The following is a 22,898-nucleotide window of genomic DNA, read 5'->3' as shown; positions in this document are numbered from 1 at the left end:
CTCACCGCGGCCGTGCGCGGCCGGTGCGTGCGCCCCGGCCCCTGCGCTCACTTCCCCGTGCACGCCTGTCCGTTGAGGGTGAACGCGTACGGGGCGGTGTTCTTGCCCTGCCACGAGGCGAGGAACCCGAAGGTGAGGGTGCCGTTCGCCGCAACGGTCCGGTTGTAGTCGGCCGCTGTGGCGCTGACCCGGGAGCCGTCCTGGGCGAGGCTCGCGTCCCACATCTGGTCGACCCGCTGACCGTCGCGGAAGGACCAGGCCACCTGCCAGGCGTCGAGAGCATGGGCGGTGGTGACGGTGACGGTGGCCTGGAAGCCGTCCGGCCACTGGTTGACCAGGTCGTACTGGACCTCGCAGGCCGCGTCCTCGGTGCCGTCCCCGGCTCCGGCGGTGGCCGAGGAGGTGCCCTGCGGCTCGGGGTCGGGCTTGGCGTGGTCTGCCGTCCCCTTCGTCGGCGAGCCGCCGGCCGAGCGCTTCGGGGCGGTCGAGGACGGCGCGGCGGAGCTGGCGGGTGCGTCGGACGGTACGCGCGCACCCGGACCGGCCACCGGGCTGCTGTCCGTGGGGCCTGCCTTGGCGAGGCTGTCGCCGCCGCTGTCGCCGGGCATCATCGACACGGCGAGCGCGAGTCCGGAGACGAGGACGGCGGTGACGAGAAGTCCGTTGCGCCGCACCCGCGCCTTGTTCGCGGCGGCCCGAGCGGCCGCGCCCTCGGGGTCCGGCGCGGCGGGGCTGCCGCCGCCGAGGCGCACTTCGGCGGCGCGGCGGCGGCGTTCCAGGTAGGCGAGACCGCCCCAGCCGATCACGCCCTGGGCGAGGGCGGCGGGCAGTCCCCCGCCGTGCAGCCGCAGACAGGCCGCGGCCTCCGCGCACTCCACGCAGGTGGCGAGGTGCCGGGAGAGGTCGGGGGGCGTGTCGGCGGCGGGTGAGCGGGTGACGGCGTCCAGGAGCCGGACGTAGCTGCGGCACTCCGCGTCCATCGGGGTGTCGAGATGATTGCGGTGACAGCGGTCTCGAAACAGACCGCGGACCTCGTTCAGCTCCTCCACCGCGGCGGACTGGTCCAGGCCGTGGCGGCGGACGACGGCCTGCAGCGGCAGCGCCTCCACCTCCGCCAGCCACAGCAGCGCGGCGTCCGGTTCCTGCATGTCGCGCAGGCCGCGCAGGGCGATGGGACGGCTCAGCGGCGGCCCGACGTATCGTGCGGCCTTGTCGGAGTTGAGCCACAGGCGCAGGTCGGGGTCGAGTTTGTGGCCCTGCCCCTGGGCCTCCCAGGCGGCCGCCGTGGCGCGTACGGCGGTCAGCAGCAGAGGGATCCTGGGCAGCCGGGACGAGCGGCGGCCGCCGCCTCGCGCGGTGCCGGACTCGACGGCGTGGGCCTCGCGTATGCCGAGTGCGAACGCCTCACGGGCCAGTTGGTTCGCCGTGGTCGAGCCGGACGTGCACAGATCCGCGTACGACAGGACGGCGTCCCAGCACTCGGAGAACAGCGCGGCCTCAGCGGCGTCCTTCGGGGTCGGCAGGTCGGGCATGGGTCTCCTGCATCCACAAGCAAGGTCAACTCACCATGACGGCAATGGAGTTGGGGGGAACCTCGCGGCAGGGGCAGAGCTTTTCACGTTACCGACACAACTGACAAGCGCCCTGTTCAGATGTCATGTAAAGACAGCAGGACAGGGAAGAAAAAGGCGGCCGCGCCCGTCACTCCGGTCAGTGGTACGGACGCGCACCGCCCTGCGTTCAACGCCGATGGCAAGATTTTTCCCTCGGCTGCCGGGACTATACGGTCGCCGCGTCCTGGGCCGGAAGACTGTCCATGAAGGAACTCACCGAGAACACCGCGCGGCCGGGACCCGGCGGGCCGTAGCCGGGCGGCGAGGAGAGCCCGAACTCGTCCATGGCGGCGCGGTAGGCCTGCAGCAACCGGATGTGGTACTCCAGCGGCGCGCCCTGCGGGTTGGCCTTGCCGAGCGGGGTGGTGGGCTCCGGGCACCAGGTGGTGAAGCGGGGCGTGATGCCGTGCGACATGAAGAAGCGCAGCCCCTCGGTCGTGGAGGCGATGGCCTCGTCGACGGTCGTGAAGCCGAACGGCTCGGCCATCTCGACCCCCGCGACGAAGTTGGGGATGACGTTGCGCGCGCCGAAGACGTCCGCCGAGTCGAGGATCCGCCGGTGCCACTCGTCGCGGCCGACGTAGCGTTCCTTGCCCGGGCAGTACAGCTCGAACAGACGCCGGTCCCACACCTCGTAGTTGGGGTGGTAGATCTGCACCCCGTGGTCCTTGAAGCGCTGCACGTCGTCACGGGGCAGCGCCTGGGCGACGACCTTGCCGATCCAGCGGCCCGGGAAGCGCTCCTCGATGGCCTTGGCGTAGCGGCCGTAGAAGTCGGCCTCGTCGCGCCCGCCGACGGTCTTGGTGATGGCGCCGCCGGTGAGCGTGTAGGCGGTGGAGGCCTTCTGGGTGTCGTAGCGGTCGATGATCTCCAGCGCCTCGAGGACCTCGTCGACGTCCTTGACGCCCGTGTAGGGCCGGCCGGCCGCCTTGTGCTGGCGCCAGTTGTGGTTGATGTCGCAGTACTGGCACTCCTCCTTGGCGCCGAAGTACTGACACACCCGGAAAACGGTCAGATAGATGAGATAGCCCCACTGGATGGTGGGCGCGACCTCCATGACGGACTTCCCGTTGGAGAGCTTGTGCCGGTAGTACTCCGGCATCGGCGGCACCCCCACGTCGGCGATGCGGCCGCCGTCGAGGTAGAGCCCGAGCAGCCCCTCGTCGTCCGCGGCGACGCGGTACGGCGAGGACGGGTTCACCCGGACCGAGACGACCGTGCGCCGCAGGTCGTACGGGCCTCCGGTGAGAACGATCTCCTCCGGCGGGCGACGCAGCGCGGCCTCGCCCAGCTCGGGCAGGGTGCTGTGGTCGAAGGAGAAGATGAAGTAGGACTTCGGCTTGACCTCACCCGCCTCGTTGTCGCTGAGCGCCGAGGGGTCGAAGGCCACGCCTCCGCGCAGCAGGTCCTCCTTGAAAACGGCCTCCCGCGGAACATGCGGAAACCGCTCCATCAGATCCTCGACCAGCGCGGTACGGCTGCCCATCCGACTCTCCTCCCGGCTCGGGCGTACGACTCCTCACGGTATGCCCCGGCCCGCGCGGAGGTGGGGGCGGGGGGCCTCGTGTTGCGGGCAGGGTAGGTTCCACCTGGGGATTCCCGGGTTCTCGATCTCCTCGAAGGGGCGAAAGTCGTATGACCGAAACCGTTACGAACTGGGCCGGCAACATCACCTTCGCCGCCAAGGAGCTGCACCGTCCGCACTCGCTCGACGCGCTCAGGTCGCTGGTGGCGGCCGCCGGACGGGTGCGGGTGCTGGGCAGCGGTCACTCGTTCAACCGGATCGCCGAGCCGGGCGGCGAGGGGGTGCTGCTGTCGCTGGGCGCCCTGACCGGCGAGGTCGAGGTGGACACGGCGGCACGGACCGTGCGGGTCGGGGGCGGGGTCCGGTACGCCGAGCTGGCGCGCCGCGTCCACGAGCACGGGCTCGCGCTGGCGAACATGGCCTCCCTGCCGCACATCTCGGTCGCCGGGTCGGTGGCGACCGGCACACACGGCTCGGGCGTCGGCAACGGCTCGCTCGCCTCGTCGGTACGGGAGGTGGAGATCGTCACCGCGGACGGCTCGACCGTCGTCCTCGAGCGCGGCGACGAACGGTTCGGCGGGGCCGTCACCTCTCTCGGCGCCCTCGGCGTGGTGACCGCACTGGTCCTGGACCTGGAGCCCGCATTCCGGGTCGAACAGCATCTTTTCACCGAACTCCCCCTGGAGGGACTGGACTTCGACACCGTGGCCGGGGCGGCTTACAGCGTGAGCCTGTTCACCGACTGGGACGCGCCCGGTTTCCGGCAGGTGTGGCTGAAGCGGCGCACGGACGCACCGCTCGCCGACTTCCCGTGGGCCGCCCCGGCCGTGCAGGCACTGCATCCGGTACCGGGGATGCCGGCCATCAACTGCACCGAGCAGCTCGGCGTGCCGGGTCCCTGGCACGAGCGGCTGCCGCACTTCAGGGCGGAGTTCACCCCGAGCAGCGGGAACGAGCTGCAGAGCGAGTACCTGCTGCCGCGCCGGCACGCCGTCGCGGCGCTGCGGGCACTCGACGGGATCCGGCAGACGGTCTCCCCCGTCCTGCAGATCTGCGAAGTGCGGACGGTGGCCGCCGACGAGCAGTGGCTGAGCCCCTCCTACGGACGGGACACCGTTGCCGTCCACTTCACCTGGATCGAGGACACGGCGTCCGTGCTGCCCGCCGTGCGCGCCGTGGAGGCGGCGCTCGAGCCGTTCGGTCCGCGACCCCACTGGGGCAAGGTGTTCGAGACACCCGCCGCGACGGTGCGCGGACGCTATCCCCGGATGGACGATTTCACGGCTCTGGCACGTGCGCTGGATCCGGCCGGGAAGTTCGCCAACGACTTCGTGCGGGACGTCCTGGGAAACTGATGTCACGCCGTTACCGGCCGACTTTATAAAGCCCCTTTCCTAACCCCTTGTCGAACGCGGTGGCACCCCATAGCCTGGCGCGGCGCCGGTGCCGTCGCCGGGCGGGCCGGCCCGGAAGGGACGGGAAGGGCGGAAGGGATGAGGGGGCACGCTCCATGAAGCGCGGCACGTCACGTGACATCCGCACCGCGAACCGCTACGAGGTGCTGCGTCAGATCATCGCCGCCTCGCCCACCTCCCGGCAGGAGCTCGCGGCGGCCACCGGCCTGTCGCTCGCCACCGTCGCCACGCTCGTCGGCGAGCTGCTCGACCTCCGCATGATCACGGAGGTCGGGTTCGAGGATTCGGCGGGCGGCCGCCCCCGGGGCCTCGTGGCCGTCAACGCGTCGGGGGGCGCGTTGATCGGCGTGGACATCGCGGAGACCTACGTCCATGTCGAACTCTTCGACCTGGCCCTGAACGTGCTCGCCCGCGCCGCGGAGGACATGCGGCCCGGCGAGAGCCGCCCCGAGCAGGTGGTCGGCCACGTCGCCGCCGCCGCGGGCTCGGTGGTCGCGCAGGCAGGGGTCGAGGCCGCCCGGGTGCTCGGCGTCGGAGTGAGCGTGCCGGGACAGGTGGACCGGGCCACCGGCGTCTCCGCGTACGCGCCCAACTGGGACTGGCACGACGTACCGTTGCTCGATCTGCTCTCCGAGCACATCGCGTATCCGCTGTACCTGGACAACCCGCTGCGCGCGGGCGCGGTCGCCGAGCTGTGGTTCGGGGCGGCGCGCGGACACGCCAACGCCGTGGTGGTCAACCTGGGGACCGGCGTGGGCGCCGGTCTGGTGCTGGGCGGCGGGCTGCACCGCGGGGTCAGCAACAGCGCCGGCGAGTGGGGGCACACGACCCTCGTGCTCGACGGCCGGCCGTGCCGCTGCGGCAACCACGGCTGCGTGGAGACGTATGTCGGCGCGCCCGGCATCATGCAGAACCTGCGTGACCTCAGCCCGCACAGCCCGCTGCTGCACCCCGAGGACCAGACCGCCACCATCGACGCCCTGGCCGCCGGGATCGCCGCGCACGACCCCGAAGCCGTCGAGGCGGTGCGGGAGACGGCCCGTTACCTCGGCGCCGGCATCGCCAACCTGGTCAACCTCGTCAATCCCGAGGTGGTCGTGCTGAGCAGTTGGGTGGCCGCCCGACTCGGTGAGCCCCTCCTTCAGGAGGTGCGCGAGGCCGTCGCCCGGCATGCGCTGCAGCGCCCACTGGCCGCCAGCAGGATCGTCCTGTCCCCCATCCCCAGCGACCCGGCCTGTCTGGGCGCCGCGACGTTCGCGCTCGAAGGGGCGCTGCAGTCGGTCGGACAGCGGAGCGTCAAGCGGACCGCGCCGGCCCGCGTGAGGAGCCGCATCGCACCGGCCCCCTGAGCCGGACCCGCACGCCGCACCGCCCGCACGGCCGCCACAAACCCGCCCGCACGGCCCGCACGACGAGGAAAGGGACCCAGTCCTGACGGCAAGCACCGCAAGTACCGCGAGCACCGCTCCTCCGGATCCACGCGGTCACCGAACCGGCGCCCGGGCCGGTGCCTGCTCCAGCGCCCGGGCCGATGCCTGGTCAGGCGCCCGGGCCGATGCCTGGTCAGGCGCCCGGGCCGCCAAGGCGGCGGCGAGGCGTGCGCCGACGTGCCGAGGTTCCGACGCCACGGGCTCCCGCGTCCGCCGACGTGTTCCGGTCGGCGCGCACACGCCTGCCGACGGCCGACGGGTGCGCGGGCGATCCCCCGCCCCCTCGGCGGCGTCGCCGACGCCGTCCGGACGGCGCGACGGGCGCCGCCCGGACATCCCCTGAGACCGAGGGCCGCCGGCCCTGACACCGGCGGCCCTCACCTTCCTTCCCGACACCCACGACACCCGTTTCGCAAGCGCTTTCCACGCACTTGCGCAAGCGCTTTCGATCCACCCCGGCGTCACCGCCGTTCGCGATCCCGAACCGATCACAACGCTTCGAACAGACTTCGTCCAACCCCTTGCCGAAGCCTTAGCCGAAGGTTAACGTCCGGCTCCGCGACAGGAATTGAGCTACCTGCGCCGAGCGAAGAGCCCCAGCCGTACTCCGAGACAAGGACGTCACCATGTCGGCACTGAGCAACAGCAACTGGTCCCGCAGGTCCCTCTTCCGGGCCGCCGCGGGGATGGCCGCCGCCGGCAGCCTCGCGGCCTGCGGAGGCAACAACGGCCGCAGCGGCGGGGCCGGTTCGGGCGTCGACCTGACGCAGTACTTCCACGCGTACGGCGAGCCGGGCACCGAGCAGGCCATCAAGAAGTACGCGAAGGCCTACGACAAGGCCAACGTGACCACCCAGTGGATCACCAGCGCCGACTTCGAGAGCAAGCTGTTCGCCACCCTGCTCACCAAGAACGCGCCCGACCTCTTCGAGTTCCACCCGCAGATCCAGATGATCAAGAGCGGTCAGGTGGCGGATCTGACCGACATCATCGATCCGGTCAAGAGCGACTTCAACCCGGCCGACATCAAGTCGCACACGGTCGACGGGAAGATATACGGCGTCCGCATGATCGACGACCCGCAGTTCTTCTTCTACCGCAAGTCGATGCTGGAGAAGGCGAAGGTCCAGGTGCCGACCACGCTCGACGAACTGATGGAGGCCGCCGCCAAGCTCACCACGGGCAAGGTCAAGGGCCTGTACATGGGCGACGACCTGCACAGCGTCATCAACCCGATGATCTGGTCGGCCGGCGCCGACACCCTGAACGAGAAGAACGAGATCGCCTACCACACCCCGGGCGTCATCGAGGGCATCAAGAAAATGCGCAAGCTGTTCACCAGCGGCCACCTTCTGCTCGGCGCGCCGACCGCGTCCTGGGACCCCTCGTCGCTCAACCAGGGCCTGTGCGCCATCCAGTTCTGCGGCATGTGGGCGATGCCGGGCATCCAGAAGGCGCTCGGCGACGACTGGGGCGTCTTCCCCTTCCCGAAGACCGTCGACTCCGGCAAGCAGTCCGTCTACAACGGCGGCTGGTCGATGTTCGTGAACGCCAAGGGCAAGAACGTCGACGCGGCCAAGGAATACGTCAAGTGGCTGTGGATCGACCAGAAGCAGTACCAGGAGGACTGGGCCACCTCCTACGGCTTCCACATCCCGCCGCGCACGTCGATCGCGCAGTCCGCCACCAAGCTCAAGTCGGGCAACGCCGCCGAGGGCGTCAGGCTCTTCAACGAGTTCGGGCACTTCGACAACATCGGCTGGACCCAGGCCATGATCACCTCGCTCGAGGACGTCTTCGCCAACTCCGTCCGCAAGGACATGGACCCGGAGGCCGCGCTGGACAAGGCCGACGCGGCCGTCAACCGCGAGCTCAAGAAGCTGTTCGGATAGGCCGCGGGACGGACCTCGACATGTCGACGACCACGACGCGCGACCTCGCGCACCCCGCCCCGGCGAAGGCCTCACCGGCCAAGCCGCGGCGGGGTCTGCGGGGCAGCCCCACGTTCAACTTCTGGCTCTTCACGGGGCCGTTCCTCATCGGTCTGGCGATCTTCGTCTACGCGCCGATCCTGTGGAGCATCTGGCTCAGCTTCTTCGAGGCCCGCTTCACCGTCACGCCGGACAAGTTCATCGGCTTCGAGAACTACACGTACATGCTGACGAACGACGACTTCGTCGGCTCCCTCGTCACCTTCACCGTCTTCGCCGCGTTCATCGTGCCCACCACGTGGGCGCTGTCGCTGAGCCTGGCCCTGCTGGTGAACCGGCTCCGCTTCATGCGGGCGTTCTTCCGTTCGGTGTTCTTCCTGCCGACCGCGTGCAGTTACGTCGCCGCCGCGCTCATCTGGAAGATGTCGATCTTCAGCGGGGTCCGCTTCGGCCTCATGAACACGGTCCTCGCCTGGTTCGGCATCGACAACATCGCCTGGCTGGTGGACCCCAACCCGCCCTGGTACTGGCTCGTCATCGTCACGGCGCGGCTGTGGCTGCAGTCCGGCTTCTACATGATCCTCTTCCTGGCCGCGCTGCAGAACATCCCGGGCGAGCTGTACGAGGCGGCTGCCATCGACGGCGCCAAGCCGGGCTGGCAGACCTTCCGCCACATCACCCTGCCCCAGCTGCGCGCCACCTCCACCGCGGTGATCCTGCTGCTGCTCATCGCCGCCTACCAGGCGTTCGACGAGTTCTTCAACCTGCTGTCGAAGACCACGTGGGGCCGTCCGCCGCTGGTCGAGCTGTACTACAAGGCCCTCGGCGAGAGCCAGGACTACGGCGCCGGCAGCGCCGGTGCGGTCATCCTGACCGTGCTGATCTGCGCCGTGACCCTGCTCCAGGGCAAGTTCATGGGCTTCGGAAGGGGGGACGAGTCCAAGTGACCACCACGACGCCCGAGGTGAGCAAGTCCGCACCGCCGTCACCCAAGCCCAGCCGAGGCGGGCGCGGCGGCGGCGTGATGAGCTCCACCGGTCTCTACGTCGCCACCGGGATCGCCGGCTTCTTCTTCCTGGTCCCCTTCTACCTGCTCGTCCGCAACGCCCTGTCCACGGACACCGACATCACCGGTGAGAACTGGAAGTTCTTCCCCACTGACATCCAGTGGGGCAACGTCAAGGAACTGTTCACGGACGAGACGGTTCCGTTCGCCCAGTCGCTGTGGAACTCGGCGGTGGTGGCCACCCTGCACACCGTCGGCGTCCTGCTGGTGTGCTCGCTCGCCGGCTACGGACTCGCCCGCATCCCGTACCGGCACGCCAACAAGGTCTTCTACGCCGTCCTGGGCACCCTGATGGTCCCGACGGCGGTCACCTTCGTCCCGAGCTTCGTCCTGGTGTCGTCGCTCGGCTGGGTGGACACCTACCGAGGACTGATCATCCCGGGCCTGTTCAGTGGTTTCACCTGCTTCCTGTTCCGGCAGTACTTCCTGGGGTTCCCCAAGGAACTGGAGGAAGCGGCGCGCGTGGACGGACTGGGCTACTGGGGCGCGTACTGGCGCATCGTGGTGCCCAACTCACTGAACTTCTTCGCGGCGATGGCGACCATCACCTTCATCAACGGCTGGAACTCCTTCCTGTGGCCGCTGGTCATCGGCCAGGACCCGGGGTCGTGGACGGTCCAGGTCGCGCTCTCCAACTACATGACCAACCAGACCGTCGTCTTCCATCTGATCTTCATGGCCACCGCCTTTTCCATCCTGCCCCTGGTGTTCGTGTTCCTCTTCCTCCAGCGCTGGCTGGTCCAGGGGATCGCACAGACCGGCATCAAGGGCTGACCTAGGAGACCCATGTCCTTGCGCACCCCGGCCGTCGACTACGTCGAGAGCGTCTCTCCCGGCAACGGGGCCCTTCCGCCCCGCGCCTGGTACGCGTCGTCCGACGCGAAGTCCCTTTCCTTGAACGGACGTTGGCGGCTTCGGGTGTCGGCCACGGCCGATGCCGAGGACGACGCGTTCGCCGAGGTGGGCTACGACGCGCAGGACTGGGCCGAGGTCACGGTTCCGGGCCACTGGGTGCTGCAGGGGGACGGCGTCTTCGGCTCACCCGTGTACACCAACCACCTCTATCCCTTCCCGGTGGACCCGCCCCGCGTGCCCACCGAGAACCCGACCGGCGACCATCGGCGGGTCTTCGACCTGCCCGAGGGGTGGCCGGACCTTTCCGAAGGCGGTTTCGTACTCCGTTTCGACGGCGTGGAGTCCTGCGCCCGCCTCTGGCTGAACGGCACGGAACTCGGCGAGTTCAAGGGCTCCCGGCTGCCGCACGAGTTCGCCGTGGGTCATCTGCTCAAGCCGCGCGGCAACGTCCTCGCGGTGCGCGTCCACCAGTGGTCGGCGGGTTCGTACCTGGAGGACCAGGACCAGTGGTGGCTGCCGGGCATCTTCCGTGACGTCACCCTGCTGCACCGGCCCGCGGGCAGTGTGCTCGACTTCTTCGTGCACGCCTCCTACGACCACGTCACGGGCGAGGGCGCCCTGCGCGTCGACTCCGACGTCGACGGACGGGTCACCGTTCCCGCCCTGGGCATCGACGCCGCGACCGGGGAGACCGTGACGACCCCGGTCCGGCCGTGGACCGCGGAGACGCCCACGTTGTACGACGGCGAGCTGGTGACCGAGGGCGAGCGGGTGCCGTTGCGCATCGGTTTCCGTACCGTCGAGCTGGCGGACGGTCTGATCAAGGTCAACGGCCGGCCGATCCTCTTCAAGGGCGTCAACCGGCACGAGTGGCACCCGGAGACGGGCCGCGCCCTCGACCTGGAGACGATGCGCGCGGACGTGCTGCTGATGAAGCGGCACAACGTCAACGCCGTCCGCACCTCGCACTACCCGCCGCACCCCGCCTTCCTCGACCTGTGCGACGAGTACGGGCTGTGGGTCATCGACGAATGCGACCTGGAGACCCACGGGTTCGTCGAGCAGGACTGGCGGGACAACCCCGTCGACGACGAACGCTGGACCCCCGCCCTGCTCGACCGCGCGGCCCGCATGGTCGAACGGGACAAGAACCATCCGTCGGTCGTCGTCTGGTCCCTCGGCAACGAGGCCGGCACCGGACGCGGACTGACCGCGATGGCCGAGTGGATCCACGGCCGCGACACCTCGCGCCTCGTGCACTACGAGGGCGATGTCAACTGCCGTGACACGGACGTCTATTCGCGCATGTACACCTCCCACGAGGAGGTCGAGCGAATCGGACGGAAGCTGGACGGCGGCACGCACAGGCGGCGTGAACTGCCCTTCATCCTCTGCGAGTACGCCCACGCCATGGGCAACGGACCCGGCGGCCTCGCCGACTACCAGCGGCTCTTCGAGGCGCACGAGCGGCTCCAGGGCGCGTTCGTCTGGGAGTGGATCGACCACGGCATCCGGCACCCGGAGCTCGGCTACGCCTACGGCGGCGACTTCGGCGAGGAACTGCACGACGGGAACTTCGTCTGCGACGGTCTGCTCTTCCCGGACCGCACCCCCTCCCCCGGGCTGGTCGAGTTCAAGAAGGTGATCGAGCCGGTCCGCATCGAGGGCGACGGCACGGGCGGGACCGTGCGGATCACCAACGGGTACGACTTCCGCGACCTCTCCCACCTGAGGTTCGAGTTCTTCCACCAGGTGGACGGCTCTCCCACCGGTGCGCACACGCTCGCGGTCGGGCCCCTCGCGCCGGGCGAGTCGGCCGAGGTGAAGCTGCCGGCAGGCCCCGACGGCGGCGGTGACGAGGTCCAGTGGACGGTCCGCGCGCTGCTCTGCGAGGACACGTCGTGGGCGCCCAGGGGCCACCCGGTGGCATGGGGCCAGGAGACCGTCGCCCCACGGGCGCCCGTGACCGTCGCCGCCTCGCGGCACCCCGTCCCCGACGGGCCGCTGATCACACTCGGTCCCGGCGTCTTCGACGCCCGCAGCGGCGCGCTGAAGGCGATCGGCGGCGTCGAGGTGACGCAGCTGCGCCTGGATGTGTGGCGGGCGACGACCGACAACGACGACGGCGCGTCATGGCAGGACGACACGCGCTACGGCATGCTGTGGCGTACGTACGGCCTGCACCGCATGCGGCACCGCCTGGACGGCGTCGAGCCGGCTGACGACGCGCTGACCGTACGGACCCGGGTGGCGCCCGCCGGCCGTGAGACGGGCCTGCGCACCGTGTACCGCTGGACGTCCGACGGGACACGTCTGCGACTGACGGTCTCCGTGGCACCCGAGGGCGACTGGACGATGCCGCTGCCCAGGATCGGCGTCCGCTTCGGGCTGGCACAGGCGTCCGCGGGCCATGTGCAGTGGTTCGGCGGCGGCCCCGGCGAGGCGTACCCGGACACCAGGGCCGCGTCCATGCTCGGCCGGTGGGACGGGAGCATCGAGGAGCTGCAGACCCCGTACGTGCGCCCGCAGGAGAACGGCGCCAGGGCCGACGTACGCTGGGCGGAGCTCGGCGGGCTGCGGATCGAGGGCGACCCGGCGTTCTGGTTCTCCGCACGACGCTGGACGACCGAGCAACTGGACGCGGCGAGGCACCTGAGCGACCTCGCGCCGGGCGACACGGTCTGGGTCAACCTCGACCACGGCCAGCACGGCATCGGATCCCAGTCCTGCGGCCCCGGGCCGCTCCCGCGGTACTTCCTGAACGCGGAGCCCGCCGAGTTCTCCTTCGTGTTCTCGGTGACCGGCTGACCGGTCGGCCGCCCGAGCGGCGTTCCGGCAAGGTGACGACGTCTCCCGCGGCCGGCCGGGCCCCCGGGCCGGCCGGCCGCGTGGCATCGGAGGTTGAACGAGTGATCGGCAGCATCGAGGTGCGCGGCCTGTCCCGCACCTTCCACACCACCGTCCGCCGCCCCGGCCTCATCGGCGGTCTGCGGTCCCTGGTCGATCCGGAACGGGTCGCCAAACACGCCGTCCGCGACGTCACCTTCGACGTGGCTCCGGGCGAACTGCTCGCCCTGCTCGGCCCGAACGGCGCCGGCAAGTCCACCGCCATCAAGATGCTCACCGGCATCCTCACCCCCACGTCCGGTGAGGCGCGCGTCGCGGGCGTCGTGCCCTATCGGGAGAGGGAACGCAACGCCCGTAACATCGGGGCCGTCTTCGGGCAGCGCACGCAGCTGTGGTGGGACCTTCCGGTGCGCGAGTCGTTCGCGATCCTGCGCGACATCTACGAGGTGCCGCGGCCCGAACACGCCGCGCGACTTCGGGAGTTCGACGACCTTCTCGACCTCTCCTCGTTCTGGGACACCCGGGTGCGCCACCTGTCCCTCGGCCAGCGCGTACGCTGCGACCTCGCGGCGGCGCTGCTGCACGACCCACCCGTGGTCTTCCTCGACGAACCGACCATCGGGATGGACGTGGTGGTGAAGGAGCAGGTCCGCGAGTTCCTGCGCCACCAGGTCGAACAGCGCGGCCGGACGGTCCTGTTGACCACGCACGACATGACGGAGGTCGAGCGGCTCGCCGAGCGCGTGGTGCTGATCAACCACGGCCGGCTGGTACTGGACGGCACCCTCGACGAGATCCGCCGCACATTCGGCTCCACCTGGCAGGTGCGGGCCACCCTCGCCGACCCGCACGCCGAGGTGGTGGTGCCACAGGGGATCACGGTCCTGCGCCGGGAGGGCGCACGGGTGGTGTTCGGGCCGGACGGTGCGGGCGCGCCCACCGTCCACCAGGCGCTGAAGGCCGTCATCGAACGGTACGAGGTGACGGACATCGCCCTGGACGAGGCGGAGTTGGAGGACGTGATGCGGGCCGCTTACGCCCAGGCCGGGACCGTGTGATGGCAGTTCCGACCGCCTGGCGCGCCGCCCGGGTCACCCCGCTCGGGGAGCTGCACACCCCGCCCCGGATGACCGCCGCCCTGCTGCGGCTCGCCGTGCAGGTGGGGCTGGTGGCGTCCCTGTGGCGCGGTCTGTACGCCCACACGGGCACCACCGCCGGGCTGACCCGCGACCAGGCCGTCACGTATGCGGTGCTGGCCGTACTGGCCTCCAGGCTGCGGGCGTTGGACCAGTACGCAGGCCGGGACACCGTCATCCAGCACATGCACTTCGGCACCATCGTCTACTGGTACCTGCGGCCGCTGTCACCGCAGCGCTACTACGCGCTGCGGGCGCTCGGCGAGCAGCTGTACGGTCTGGCGTGGGCGTTGACCGGTTATACGGTCTGCCTGTGGACCGCGGTCGTGACGCCTCCCCGATCGGCGGCCGTGGCCGCCGTGTTCGCGCTGAGTCTGCTGCTCGGCCAGTGGATCCTGTACTACGTCATGCTGGCCATCGACCAGCTCTGTTTCTTCACCGTGCGCAACAGCGCCGCCATGCTCATCCTCGTCTTCGCGCAGAACCTGCTCTCCGGCGTGTACGCACCCTTGTGGTTCTTCCCCGACTGGTTCGTCACGCTGAGTGCTTTCCTCCCGTTCCAGGCCACCTTGAGCGTGCCGCTGTCGCTCTACGTCGGCCGCATCCCGTTGTCGGACGCCGGCCCCGCACTGCTGGTCCAGGCCGTGTGGGTGATGGTGCTGGCGCTGTTCACCCGGCTGGCGTGGCGACTCGCCGCCCGGCGTGTCATCTCGCAGGGAGGCTGAACGCGGTGAAGACCGTGCGCCTGGCGTGGCGGATCACGCGTCTCAACTTCCGCGCGCAGCTGGAATACCGTTCCGAGTTCTTGATGATGGTCGCGATCGGTGCCGTCTGGCAGGTCTCGGTGATCGTTTTCGCCACCGTGCTGCTGACCCGGTTCAGCGGGATGGGCGGCTGGGACAGCTCGGACGTGCTGCTCATCCCGGCGACCCGGATGCTCGCCCACGGGCTGTTCGTGCTGTTTCTGGGACGCATGCACGGAATCGGTTACTTCATCCAGGAAGGCAAGATCGACGTCTGTCTGGTGCGGCCGATGTCCGTGCACCTTCAGGTTCAGCTGCGCATGTTCCCCACGAACGCCATCGGCGATCTGACGGTCGCGGTGGGACTGATGGTGGGCGCGCTCAGCCGCAGCGACCTCGACTGGACGGCGGGCCGGACGTCGTATCTGATCGCGGCCGTTCTCGGTGGCATGTTCCTGGAGGCGGCGCTGTTCACGGCGGTGGCTTCCGCGGCGCTGCGTTTCCCGGCCGCCGACTACTGGGGCCGCTGGCTGGAGGAGCTTCTGGGCACCTTCGGCAGCTACCCGCTCAACGTGCTGCCCAAGGCGGTGGGCGGTCTCCTGACGTACGGCCTGCCGCTCGCCTTCGTCGCGTACTTCCCGGCCGCCGTCCTGACCGGTCACGGTCACAGCACGGGTGTCCCCTACTGGCTGGCGGCCGTCTCCCCGCTGCTGGGCCTGCTGGCGTACCTCGGCTCACGGCTGCTGTGGCGGTGGAGCCTCGGGCACTACACGGGGGTGAACGGATGACTCGCGACTGAGCGGAGCACGCACGGGAGAGCGGTTCGGAAAAGGACGTGCCGGGACCGGTCCTTCGAGGCCGGCCGCCCGGCGGACGGCTTCCGGTCCTCACGACGGACAGGCGGGCGGGCGGCCCACTGCCGCCCCGCGCGTCCACGCCGGTCACTGCGTCGGGACTGCCCTTCTGGCCGCCGCCCCACGGAACGGCCGCGTCGACCGGCGAGGCCGCGCGCCCGTCCTGCGCAGTAACGCGTTTATGCGATCCGCTCAGAGTCGGGAAGCGGTTCCGCAACCGTCGGACGCGCTGCCGCCTCCTACGGCCTTGCTCCGGTCGTACGGGTCCACGGTCGGGCCGGTCTGCGCGGGCCCCGTCGGCTCGGCCGACCGGAACCGAGGGTGCAGGAAGCCGTCGTGGACGTCACAGGCCGAGTTGAAGAGCTCCTCGTCGTACCGGACGACGAGCAACCGCTCCGGCGTCACGTCGTAGTGCGCGGGGTCGGGGAGTTCGACGTCGACGACGCGCCGCACGATCGTCCGGGTGACCTCGGGCGGGCCCTCGGCGGGGCGGACGGGATAGACGAAGGTGTAGTCGGCGTGCACGGTCACCCCGTCGTGCTCGCCCTTCTTGTAGGTCATGCGCCCGCGCGTCTTGACCACGTCGCCCACGACCCTGGTCTCGACGGGGTCGAACCGGCTGAACAGGGTCAGCGGGTCGTGCGTCCTGTCCGGCGAACGAAGGAAGGCGTCGAGGTCGTCGAGCAGGTGCGGCTGCTTGGGGTCGAGCACCGAGAGTGCGGCGGTCGGACGTTCGCCGCGCAGCGTCTTCGGATCCAGGTTCGCGCCGACGAGCAGTTTCCTGGTCAGTTCCAGCGCTTTCGTCACGCGTTCCTTCGACGCCGTCCCGACGGCCTTGGCGGTCGGCAGGACGACGCCCGCCTCGCCGTCGGCCCAGGCGAGGGCCGGAGAACCGGCGAACGGCCTGTCGATGGTCGGCGCCCGGTCGGGCAGGGCGTCCGGTGCGGCGGTGGGGGCGGCGGTCTCGGCGGGCGACGCGGACACGGTGGCGGGCCTGGGCTCGCCGGCTCCGAAGGGGTCACCGGGCAACAGGGAGGGTCTGACCGCCACGGCGACCACGCCGAGCGCCGCGGCCACGCCGAGCACCGACCACATCTGCCGCCGTCGTCTTGCTCTGCCGTTCATGTCCCGCGGGACCGGTCCGGTCCGCCAGCCCTCGGGCTCGCCCTGGTGCCGCAACCGCTCGGTGACCATACGGGCGCGGGCGGAGGGCTCCTTCGGAGCGGAGGTGGCACCGAGCTCGCTGTCCCGGAGGAAAGCCTGCCATTCCTCGTCGGATATGGACGAGTTGTCTCCTGCCTCGTCAGAGGGTTTTCCGACCACGGGGTGCGCACCTTCTTTCTTTCTTTTGCCTTCGAGTTGTTTCAGGGGCCTGGCGTATGCGCCGCCCCGACGGGGTCGCCGGGCCGCCATCCGGCGGAGGTCCACTCCGGCGTGGGCGCAGGACGTGGGGGAGCCGGCGGGGGGTGCGGCCCGCGGTCCGGATTCTGCGGGACGGAGTGCGACGCGCCCGGCCTGCCGTCGCTCCCCCGGGTTCCTCTCCTGGTTGCGGAACCGCCGCCGCCGCTCCTGCCGTGCTTTTCCTCCGCGGACGGCCCTGTGGTGCGGCGCGCGGTCGTGCCGCTCGACGCCGTGGGCGACACGGCTGCGGACGTGGAGGATGGACGGGACGCCGGAGCACTCGCGGTTTCGTCAGACGAAGGGGAAGCAGCGGCCGTGCGAGGGACGGAAGGCGTCGAGGAGGGTGTCTCGCTCACGTTCGCGTCGGACCCGGAGCGCCGGTCGCCCTCGCTCGAGCACCCGGACACGCACACGGCACAGAGCAACACCGTCACCCACGCCGATGTCAGCGACGCACGCAACATCCCCACCCCTGGAAACGGTTGTCCGGATTCTCCGAGCTCTCGGCATCGGGCGCTGAAGAATTCAACGATGGTGAGATTCAAGTCGCCTGAAACTGCGTACCGTTGCGAACCCGGTTTCGCAGCCTCGTCCCCCGCGCCCTGCTGCGCACCGGCCCCCCGCATGCGTCGCGGCACAGTATCAGAGTGCCCGGCAACCGCTGCGGTGCAGGTACGGGTTGTCAGCGCCGTCCCACGCCTTCCGGCGTTCCACCTGCGAAGCGCCTAGGATTTCGCCGACACCCCCGGTTCCGAGCGCGCACAAGGCGGTTGCCCATGCCAAGAGTCGGCCTCACCACCGACCGCCTCGTCGAAGCCGCCGCCGAACTGGCCGACGAGGTCGGCTTCGACCACGTCAGCATCTCGGCACTGGCCCGGCGCTTCGGCGTCAAGGACGCGAGCCTCTACTCGCACGTCAGAAACCTCAGGGAACTGCGGACCAGGCTCGCGCTGTTCGTCGGCGGCGAGATGATCGACGAGATCGGCTCCGCCGTCGTGGGACTCGCGGGAAAGGACGCGCTGGTCGCCTTCGCAGGGGCCTACCGGGAGTACGCCCTGCGGCACCCGGGCCGGTACGCCGCCACGCAGACGCGTATCGACCAGGAGCGGGACCGGGAACTGACCGCGCACTCCCCCGCCCTGCGCCGCACCGCCGAGATCACCTACGGCATGCTTCGCGGATACGGCCTCGAGGAGCCCGACCTCACCGACGCCGTCCGCCTGTTGCGCAGCACCTTTCACGGGTACTGCATGCTGGAGGCCGGTGGCGGCTTCGGTGCGCCCCGGGACGTACGGAAGTCGTGGGACAAAGCGATCGACGCCCTGCACGCGGCCCTCACGCACTGGCCGCGGGAGGCGGCCGACGGTCGGGGATGACGCCGCCCGACGGCGGAGCGTGAGGGCGGAGCGTGACGGCCGTCGAGGGAGTCCCCCGGCGCACCACACCTGTCGGTGCTCCGCACTCGTCGGGCCGCCGATCGACGTGCCTCGCCGGACGGCGTGGCCGAGGGACGGCCGAGTGACGCCATCGCGTCAGACATGGCGGGCCGTGTCGATGCCGAGGCTCTCCACCTCCCCGTAGGTCGGCGTTGGGCCGCCAGGATGACGTCCTGCACGGATTTCGCCGACGGCCTCCAGCGCCGCGCCCAGAGCGCGCCGGTAGAGAAACGAGCCGAAACTGATGCGGCTCACACCGAGGTCGGTGAGGTGCGGGACGGTGGGGCCGGCCGGTGAGTAGAGAATGTTGAGGGGCACGTCGAGTCGTTCGACGAGCGCGGCGATCTCGCCCGCATCGGTCAGCCCGGGGACGAACACACCGTCTGCCCCGGCCTGTTGGTAGGCGTCCAGGCGGGCAAGCGTTTCGGTCGTGCTGTGCTCGCCGAGCCAGTACGTGTCCGTGCGGGCGTTGACGAACAGGCCGGGCACAGCCGACTTGACGGCGGCGATCTTGGCCATGTGCCGATCCGTCGGGCTCAGGCCGTCCTCCAGGTTGATGCCCACCGCTCCCACGGCCGCAAGCCGCCGCGCCAGCTCCGCCACCTCGTCCGGATCGTCGCTGAATCCGTTTTCGGCGTCGACGGTCAGGAGAAACGGTTGTGAACCCAGTATCAGAGCGAGTCGGAGGGTCTCGTCGCGGGTGGCGGAAGCACCGTCGGGCAGTCCCGACGCCGCGGCCACGGCCAGACTCGTCGTGCCGATCGCCGAAAAGCCCAGCCCCGCCATGGCGGTCGCGGAGGCGTGGTCCCAGGCGTTGGGCAGAAGGAGGGGAGCTTCGGTGCGATGAAGGTCCGTGAAGGAGGGCGACGCGGAGGCCGCTCCGGGTGCGCGCATACGGCTCACACTAGGGGCGGGTCACTGCGGCCACCGCCGAACCGTCGCCGCCGGACGGCGGTCACCCGACGGCTCCTGTCCACTCACGACACCGCGCGTGCGACCTCGTCGGCGAGCACTCCCGACCTCACCCGTCCGGCCCGCACGGCTTCACCGACCCCGCGCGTCCGAACAGCCGCAGGGCCTCACAGCCGCCCGGGTTCGGCGGCCGCATCGGATTCAGCGGCGGAGGCCCCGGCGTCCCGCCGGGCCGGCCCTCACTCCGCCTCCGCAGACGACGCCGACCGGCGGGCGTGTCAGCCGACGTTGTCGCGCTCCTGCGCGCTGCGCTCCACGCAGAACTCGTTGCCCTCCGGGTCCCTGAGGACCGCCCACCCCTTGCCGTCGGGCGTGCGACGGTCGTCGAACAGCGTGGCGCCGAGGTCGAGCAGGCGCTCCACCTCCTCATCGCGGGTGCGGTCCTGCGGCTGAAGATCGACGTGGATCCGGTTCCTCTGGCTCTTGGTCTCGGGGACGGTGACGAAGAGCACGCCCGCCCCTTCGATGAGCGCCTCCTCGTCGCCGGGCCTGTCGTCCTCGTGGAGCGGCTGGCCGAGTACCTCGGCCCAGAAGCTGCCGAGGGCGTAGGCGTCCGAACAGGCGATGGTCACATGCCTTATGGCAGAAGTCATGCGCGGATTCTTCTCGACACCGCTTACGCACAGCAACACAATTCCCGCGGTCTGGTGAACAGGTCACCCCGTCGGCAGCTTTCCGCCGGTCACGGCAACCACCGGCCACGACAGCTGCACGACGGACGCACCACCGCCGTGGCCGCACCACCGCCGTGGCCACGCGGCCCACAGGCCCGCGATCGGCGCCCTGGCGGCAGCCGGGGTCGTCGTAGGCGCGTGGTGGGCCACCGCCGGGGCGGCGACCACCACCCCGAACCTCGCGCCCACCACGACAGCCGTCACGTTCGCCGCCAAGTTCCGCTATCCGTAAGCCGGTCACCACCACATCGGATATGAACGCGGGAGGCGACCGCGGTGACTGCGAACGGCACACTCCGCCTCGCCTGGCCGCCGCGGACGGTGTCCACGTCACTCCGCCGTGGGCTGACCACGGAAGGGAAGACGCTCAGGCTCCGGCAGCGCCGTCAAGGGCGCCCCAGAGGTCGGGGCCCGGTGGCGCGCGACGAGAACTTCGCGTTGCTCACCCGAGTCGCCGACAGGAACAAAGGGGAGGGAGACGGCGGAGTGACGGCCCGGTACATCGGCGCCAGGAAGACCCTCCGCACGAAACGCACCGGAACGGCTTCCCATGACACGGCCCCGCTCTTCGACGGGCAGGTCGCCTGGAACGGCACAGGGGTACAGGGGCGTATGTCGTCATCCACGGGACCGGCGGGCACTACGGGGACAAGACGGCGTACGTCAGCGTCACAGGGCGCGAAACCCGCCGGGAGTCGGAGCCGTGACTGCGCGGCCACAACGAGGGCATCGCCCTGCACGCGGAGCGTCCGGCGCGTTCACCTCCCCCTGCTTCGACGACCGGTGCTCGGGCCTGTTCGTCGACGGCCGTCGGTGCTCCGGACACGGCTCCCGTGTGCAGCGCGAACATGCCGGGCCGGGCACACGGCGGCGGAACCTTCCGGGGCCGCACCGGTACCTCGTGAAGCCGTCCGACGCCGTTACGCAACCGCCTTCGCCTCCCGCGGGGCGGCCCATCGGCACGGACGTACCCGGACCATGCCGACGGACGCGGCTGGACGGTGAAACGAAGACGAGCACGCACCAGGTCGCGCTCGCCTTTTCTGCCCCTCACGGACGCCGGCCCATGGGACAGCACTTACCTGGGCTTCACCGACCACGACGCTGCTGCGGATCGCTCGTCCGACACCGTGAGCCCTTCGGAAGTCGTGGATCCACCGGACGTCGCGACCCCGTCCGGAGCGGCGTTCCCACGCGCGCCGGTGACGTCGTCCGCCTCGCTGGACCTGTCCGCCGCCGCCTGGAAACGGAAGCGGCGCTCCGGACCTGTTCGCCAGCGGACACTCAGGTCGTACACACCGTGAGCGTCGCCGGTCGGTGAAGTCCTGTTCACCTCCACGGCCACAAGGTCCTGGAGGGGCAGCGGGTCGGGCTCCGCAGTGAGCCGTGCCAGCGCGACGAAGAGCGTCGCCGGGCCCTCGTCCACCACGCCCGCCGGCGCAGCGCGCCCCGCGAGCCCGTGCACGGGCAGCAGCTCGGCCCGCTCCGCCCCGCCCCTCGCCGTGGCCCAGCCCGTGAGAAGGACTTCCGTGCCAGGGGCGGCGCCCGCGACCAGATGGGCGCGCACCTCCACGGCGCCGTCGGCGACCACCAGGCTCGTGACCTCGACGCCGGAGCTTGAGACGTGCCGGGACGCCGCCCAGCCCTCTCCCGTCCCTAGCGGGACGATGCCCTCCCGACGCGGGTCGCCGCCGACCGTGACGGTGTTGTCCGGCGGCGAGCCCAGCGGCCGGGTGACGGTGGAGTACGCGAAACGCGTGTAGTAGGGGTCGTAACGGACGTCCTCGCTGCCGTGGTTGTGCAGGCGAACCAACCCGTCCGAACCGGTCGACTGAATGAGCCAGTTGGGTGCGGCAAGCGGTGTGACCGCGTTTCCCCGTTCGGCCGGTCCCGCTTCCTCCTGAGCCGTCCACACCTCGTGTTCCGGCGGAAGGAGCAGGCCGAGGAAGCCCTTGCTCGCCCAGTAGGGGGAAGCCGGGCCCGAGTATCCCTGCAGGACCGACTCGTCGGGACCGTGCCAGCCGAGGGTGAGCAGTCCGTGTGTGTCGACCGCACCGCGTTCCAGGAAGTACCGAAGCGCTCCCGAGGCGAGGCGGCGGGTCTCGCCGGGGGCCAGCGGGGTGTGGCCGGTCAGGGCGCCCAGCCACAGAGGTGCGGTGGTGGCGAAGCGGTAGGTGAGGGAGCGCCCCTGGTGCATCGGGGCACCGTCGCCGCCGAACAGGCGGGCGTAGTCGGCGAGATGTGTGGTCAGCCGGTCTCCGTAGCGGGCCAGCAGGTCGGTGTCGTCGGCCAGCCAGGCGTGCAGGACCGGGTAGAGGTGCATGGCCCAGCCGTTGTAGTAGTCGAAGGCCCGGCCGGGACCGTCGGTGTACCAGCCGTCGCCGACGTACCACTGCTCGATGCGCTCGAGGCCTCGGTCGATCGCCTTGCGGGAAGCCTCCGGCTCATGGCCGACCGACTCCAGGAAACCGCCGACCGTGACGGGAAACAGCTCCCAGTTGCAGGGCCAGGGTTCCGCGGTGAGCGCGTCGCCGAGCCAGGCCGCCGTACGTTGCCGGGTGGCGTCGTCGAGTCGGTCCCAGAGCATCGGCCGGGTCAGCCGCAGCGCCAGAGCGATGGACGCGGCCTCGACGAGGGGCTGCCCGCGGTCCTCGATGCGGGGCCAGACGCCGCGGACGCCGACCGAGAGACCGCTCGCGTAACGTTCCAGCGCGGTTTCGTCCCGACGGAACGCGGCGAGCAGCAGCGTGCGGGCGTACCCCTCCAGGCCGTCCGAGAGTCGGCCGGACCAGCTTTCCCGGCTGCCGGGAAAATGGTAGAGAGCGCGATCTTCAGTGGCGTACGGCTCCACCGCGGCGAGCAGGGTGTCGGCTGCCGTCTCCCAGTGGGCGCGGGTGTATCCCGTGCGAGGGCTGCGGGCGAGGTCGGGCGGGAGCAGGTGCATGTGCAGTTTCTTTCCTTCGCGGCCGGGTCCGGGCCTGGGGATCAGGACCTGGGGGC

17 protein-coding genes are annotated in these 22,898 nt (G+C 70.5%); 10 read left to right on the top strand and 7 right to left on the bottom strand.

The features are described 5' to 3' along the window. Positions 1–47: 47 nt before the first annotated feature. Positions 48–1,532 carry a cellulose-binding domain-containing protein gene (locus tag C6376_RS30045; protein WP_107446289.1) on the bottom strand — a complete coding sequence of 495 codons (1,485 nt, stop codon included), beginning with the start codon at positions 1,530–1,532 and terminating at the stop codon, positions 48–50. 247 nt (positions 1,533–1,779) lie between these two features. Further along, positions 1,780–3,099: a radical SAM protein gene (locus C6376_RS30040; RefSeq protein WP_107446288.1), complete on the bottom strand. Its 1,320-nt coding sequence runs from the start codon at positions 3,097–3,099 to the stop codon at positions 1,780–1,782. Positions 3,100–3,248: 149 nt separating this feature from the next. On the opposite strand from C6376_RS30040, the gene C6376_RS30035 reads away from it, so the two are divergent. The 9 genes from C6376_RS30035 to C6376_RS29995 all read left to right on the top strand — a co-directional run bounded on the left by C6376_RS30035 (position 3,249) and on the right by C6376_RS29995 (position 15,349). Continuing rightward, entirely contained in the window at positions 3,249–4,493 is a 1,245-nt protein-coding gene (locus C6376_RS30035) for an FAD-binding protein (protein ID WP_107446287.1), read from the top strand. Positions 4,494–4,648: 155 nt separating this feature from the next. Further along, positions 4,649–5,902, top strand: coding sequence for an ROK family transcriptional regulator (locus C6376_RS30030; protein WP_107446286.1), 1,254 nt, complete (start codon positions 4,649–4,651; stop codon positions 5,900–5,902). Between the two features lie 707 nt (positions 5,903–6,609). Then, positions 6,610–7,875, top strand: coding sequence for an ABC transporter substrate-binding protein (locus C6376_RS30025; RefSeq protein WP_173985761.1), 1,266 nt, complete (start codon positions 6,610–6,612; stop codon positions 7,873–7,875). 20 nt (positions 7,876–7,895) lie between these two features. Beyond that, on the top strand, positions 7,896–8,861 hold the full coding sequence (locus C6376_RS30020) for a carbohydrate ABC transporter permease (RefSeq protein WP_107446285.1): 966 nt from the start codon (positions 7,896–7,898) through the stop codon (positions 8,859–8,861). Beyond that, entirely contained in the window at positions 8,858–9,754 is an 897-nt protein-coding gene (locus tag C6376_RS30015) for a carbohydrate ABC transporter permease (protein ID WP_107446284.1), read from the top strand. The genes C6376_RS30020 and C6376_RS30015 overlap by 4 nt, the downstream gene beginning before the upstream one ends. Before the next feature lie 12 nt (positions 9,755–9,766). After that, on the top strand, positions 9,767–12,643 hold the full coding sequence (locus tag C6376_RS30010) for a glycoside hydrolase family 2 TIM barrel-domain containing protein (RefSeq protein ID WP_107446283.1): 2,877 nt from the start codon (positions 9,767–9,769) through the stop codon (positions 12,641–12,643). Positions 12,644–12,744: 101 nt separating this feature from the next. Next, positions 12,745–13,740, top strand: coding sequence for an ATP-binding cassette domain-containing protein (locus C6376_RS30005; RefSeq protein WP_107446282.1), 996 nt, complete (start codon positions 12,745–12,747; stop codon positions 13,738–13,740). Then, on the top strand, positions 13,740–14,543 hold the full coding sequence (locus tag C6376_RS30000; protein WP_107446281.1) for an ABC-2 family transporter protein: 804 nt from the start codon (positions 13,740–13,742) through the stop codon (positions 14,541–14,543). Before C6376_RS30005 ends, C6376_RS30000 begins: the two co-directional genes overlap by 1 nt. Positions 14,544–14,548: 5 nt before the next feature. After that, the gene (locus C6376_RS29995; protein ID WP_107446280.1) at positions 14,549–15,349 is read left to right on the top strand and encodes an ABC transporter permease; all 801 of its coding nucleotides are present in this window, start codon (positions 14,549–14,551) and stop codon (positions 15,347–15,349) included. A 258-nt stretch (positions 15,350–15,607) separates the two neighbouring features. On the opposite strand, the gene C6376_RS29990 is transcribed toward C6376_RS29995, so the two are convergent. Then, positions 15,608–16,738, bottom strand: a complete 1,131-nt coding sequence (locus tag C6376_RS29990) for a hypothetical protein (RefSeq protein ID WP_107446279.1) — start codon at positions 16,736–16,738, stop codon at positions 15,608–15,610. Positions 16,739–17,592: 854 nt separating this feature from the next. Between C6376_RS29990 and C6376_RS29985 the strand changes: the two genes are divergently transcribed. Then, positions 17,593–18,192, top strand: a complete 600-nt coding sequence (locus tag C6376_RS29985) for a TetR/AcrR family transcriptional regulator (RefSeq protein ID WP_107446278.1) — start codon at positions 17,593–17,595, stop codon at positions 18,190–18,192. A gap of 156 nt (positions 18,193–18,348) precedes the next feature. Here the strand turns inward: C6376_RS29985 and C6376_RS29980 are convergent, their stop codons facing one another. From C6376_RS29980 to C6376_RS29970, 4 genes are all read right to left on the bottom strand, one after another. After that, positions 18,349–19,146 (bottom strand): isocitrate lyase/phosphoenolpyruvate mutase family protein, encoded by a 798-nt coding sequence (locus C6376_RS29980; protein WP_107446277.1) that lies wholly within the window; start codon positions 19,144–19,146, stop codon positions 18,349–18,351. Between the two features lie 296 nt (positions 19,147–19,442). Continuing rightward, the gene (locus C6376_RS43990; protein WP_159083294.1) at positions 19,443–19,817 is read right to left on the bottom strand and encodes a VOC family protein; all 375 of its coding nucleotides are present in this window, start codon (positions 19,815–19,817) and stop codon (positions 19,443–19,445) included. A 63-nt stretch (positions 19,818–19,880) separates the two neighbouring features. After that, entirely contained in the window at positions 19,881–20,114 is a 234-nt protein-coding gene (locus C6376_RS29975) for a hypothetical protein (protein ID WP_159083293.1), read from the bottom strand. A gap of 862 nt (positions 20,115–20,976) precedes the next feature. Further along, positions 20,977–22,842 carry a DUF2264 domain-containing protein gene (locus C6376_RS29970; RefSeq protein WP_107446275.1) on the bottom strand — a complete coding sequence of 622 codons (1,866 nt, stop codon included), beginning with the start codon at positions 22,840–22,842 and terminating at the stop codon, positions 20,977–20,979. Positions 22,843–22,898 lie beyond the last annotated feature (56 nt).

The sequence above is a fragment of the Streptomyces sp. P3 genome, from assembly GCF_003032475.1.
Taxonomy (GTDB): domain Bacteria; phylum Actinomycetota; class Actinomycetes; order Streptomycetales; family Streptomycetaceae; genus Streptomyces.
Note: the sequence above shows the minus strand (reverse complement) of the source record. Positions and strands in the feature narration are given on the sequence as shown.

Coding starts and splice junctions, on each gene's coding strand:
- C6376_RS29970 (WP_107446275.1), bottom strand. CDS start 22,842: ATGCACCTGCTCCCGCCCGACCTCGCCCGCAGCCCTCGCACGGGATAC.
- C6376_RS30025 (WP_173985761.1), top strand. CDS start 6,610: ATGTCGGCACTGAGCAACAGCAACTGGTCCCGCAGGTCCCTCTTCCGG.
- C6376_RS30030 (WP_107446286.1), top strand. CDS start 4,649: ATGAAGCGCGGCACGTCACGTGACATCCGCACCGCGAACCGCTACGAG.
- C6376_RS29985 (WP_107446278.1), top strand. CDS start 17,593: ATGCCAAGAGTCGGCCTCACCACCGACCGCCTCGTCGAAGCCGCCGCC.
- C6376_RS29980 (WP_107446277.1), bottom strand. CDS start 19,146: ATGCGCGCACCCGGAGCGGCCTCCGCGTCGCCCTCCTTCACGGACCTT.
- C6376_RS30035 (WP_107446287.1), top strand. CDS start 3,249: ATGACCGAAACCGTTACGAACTGGGCCGGCAACATCACCTTCGCCGCC.
- C6376_RS30010 (WP_107446283.1), top strand. CDS start 9,767: ATGTCCTTGCGCACCCCGGCCGTCGACTACGTCGAGAGCGTCTCTCCC.
- C6376_RS30040 (WP_107446288.1), bottom strand. CDS start 3,099: ATGGGCAGCCGTACCGCGCTGGTCGAGGATCTGATGGAGCGGTTTCCG.
- C6376_RS30045 (WP_107446289.1), bottom strand. CDS start 1,532: ATGCCCGACCTGCCGACCCCGAAGGACGCCGCTGAGGCCGCGCTGTTC.
- C6376_RS30020 (WP_107446285.1), top strand. CDS start 7,896: ATGTCGACGACCACGACGCGCGACCTCGCGCACCCCGCCCCGGCGAAG.
- C6376_RS30000 (WP_107446281.1), top strand. CDS start 13,740: ATGGCAGTTCCGACCGCCTGGCGCGCCGCCCGGGTCACCCCGCTCGGG.
- C6376_RS43990 (WP_159083294.1), bottom strand. CDS start 19,817: ATGACTTCTGCCATAAGGCATGTGACCATCGCCTGTTCGGACGCCTAC.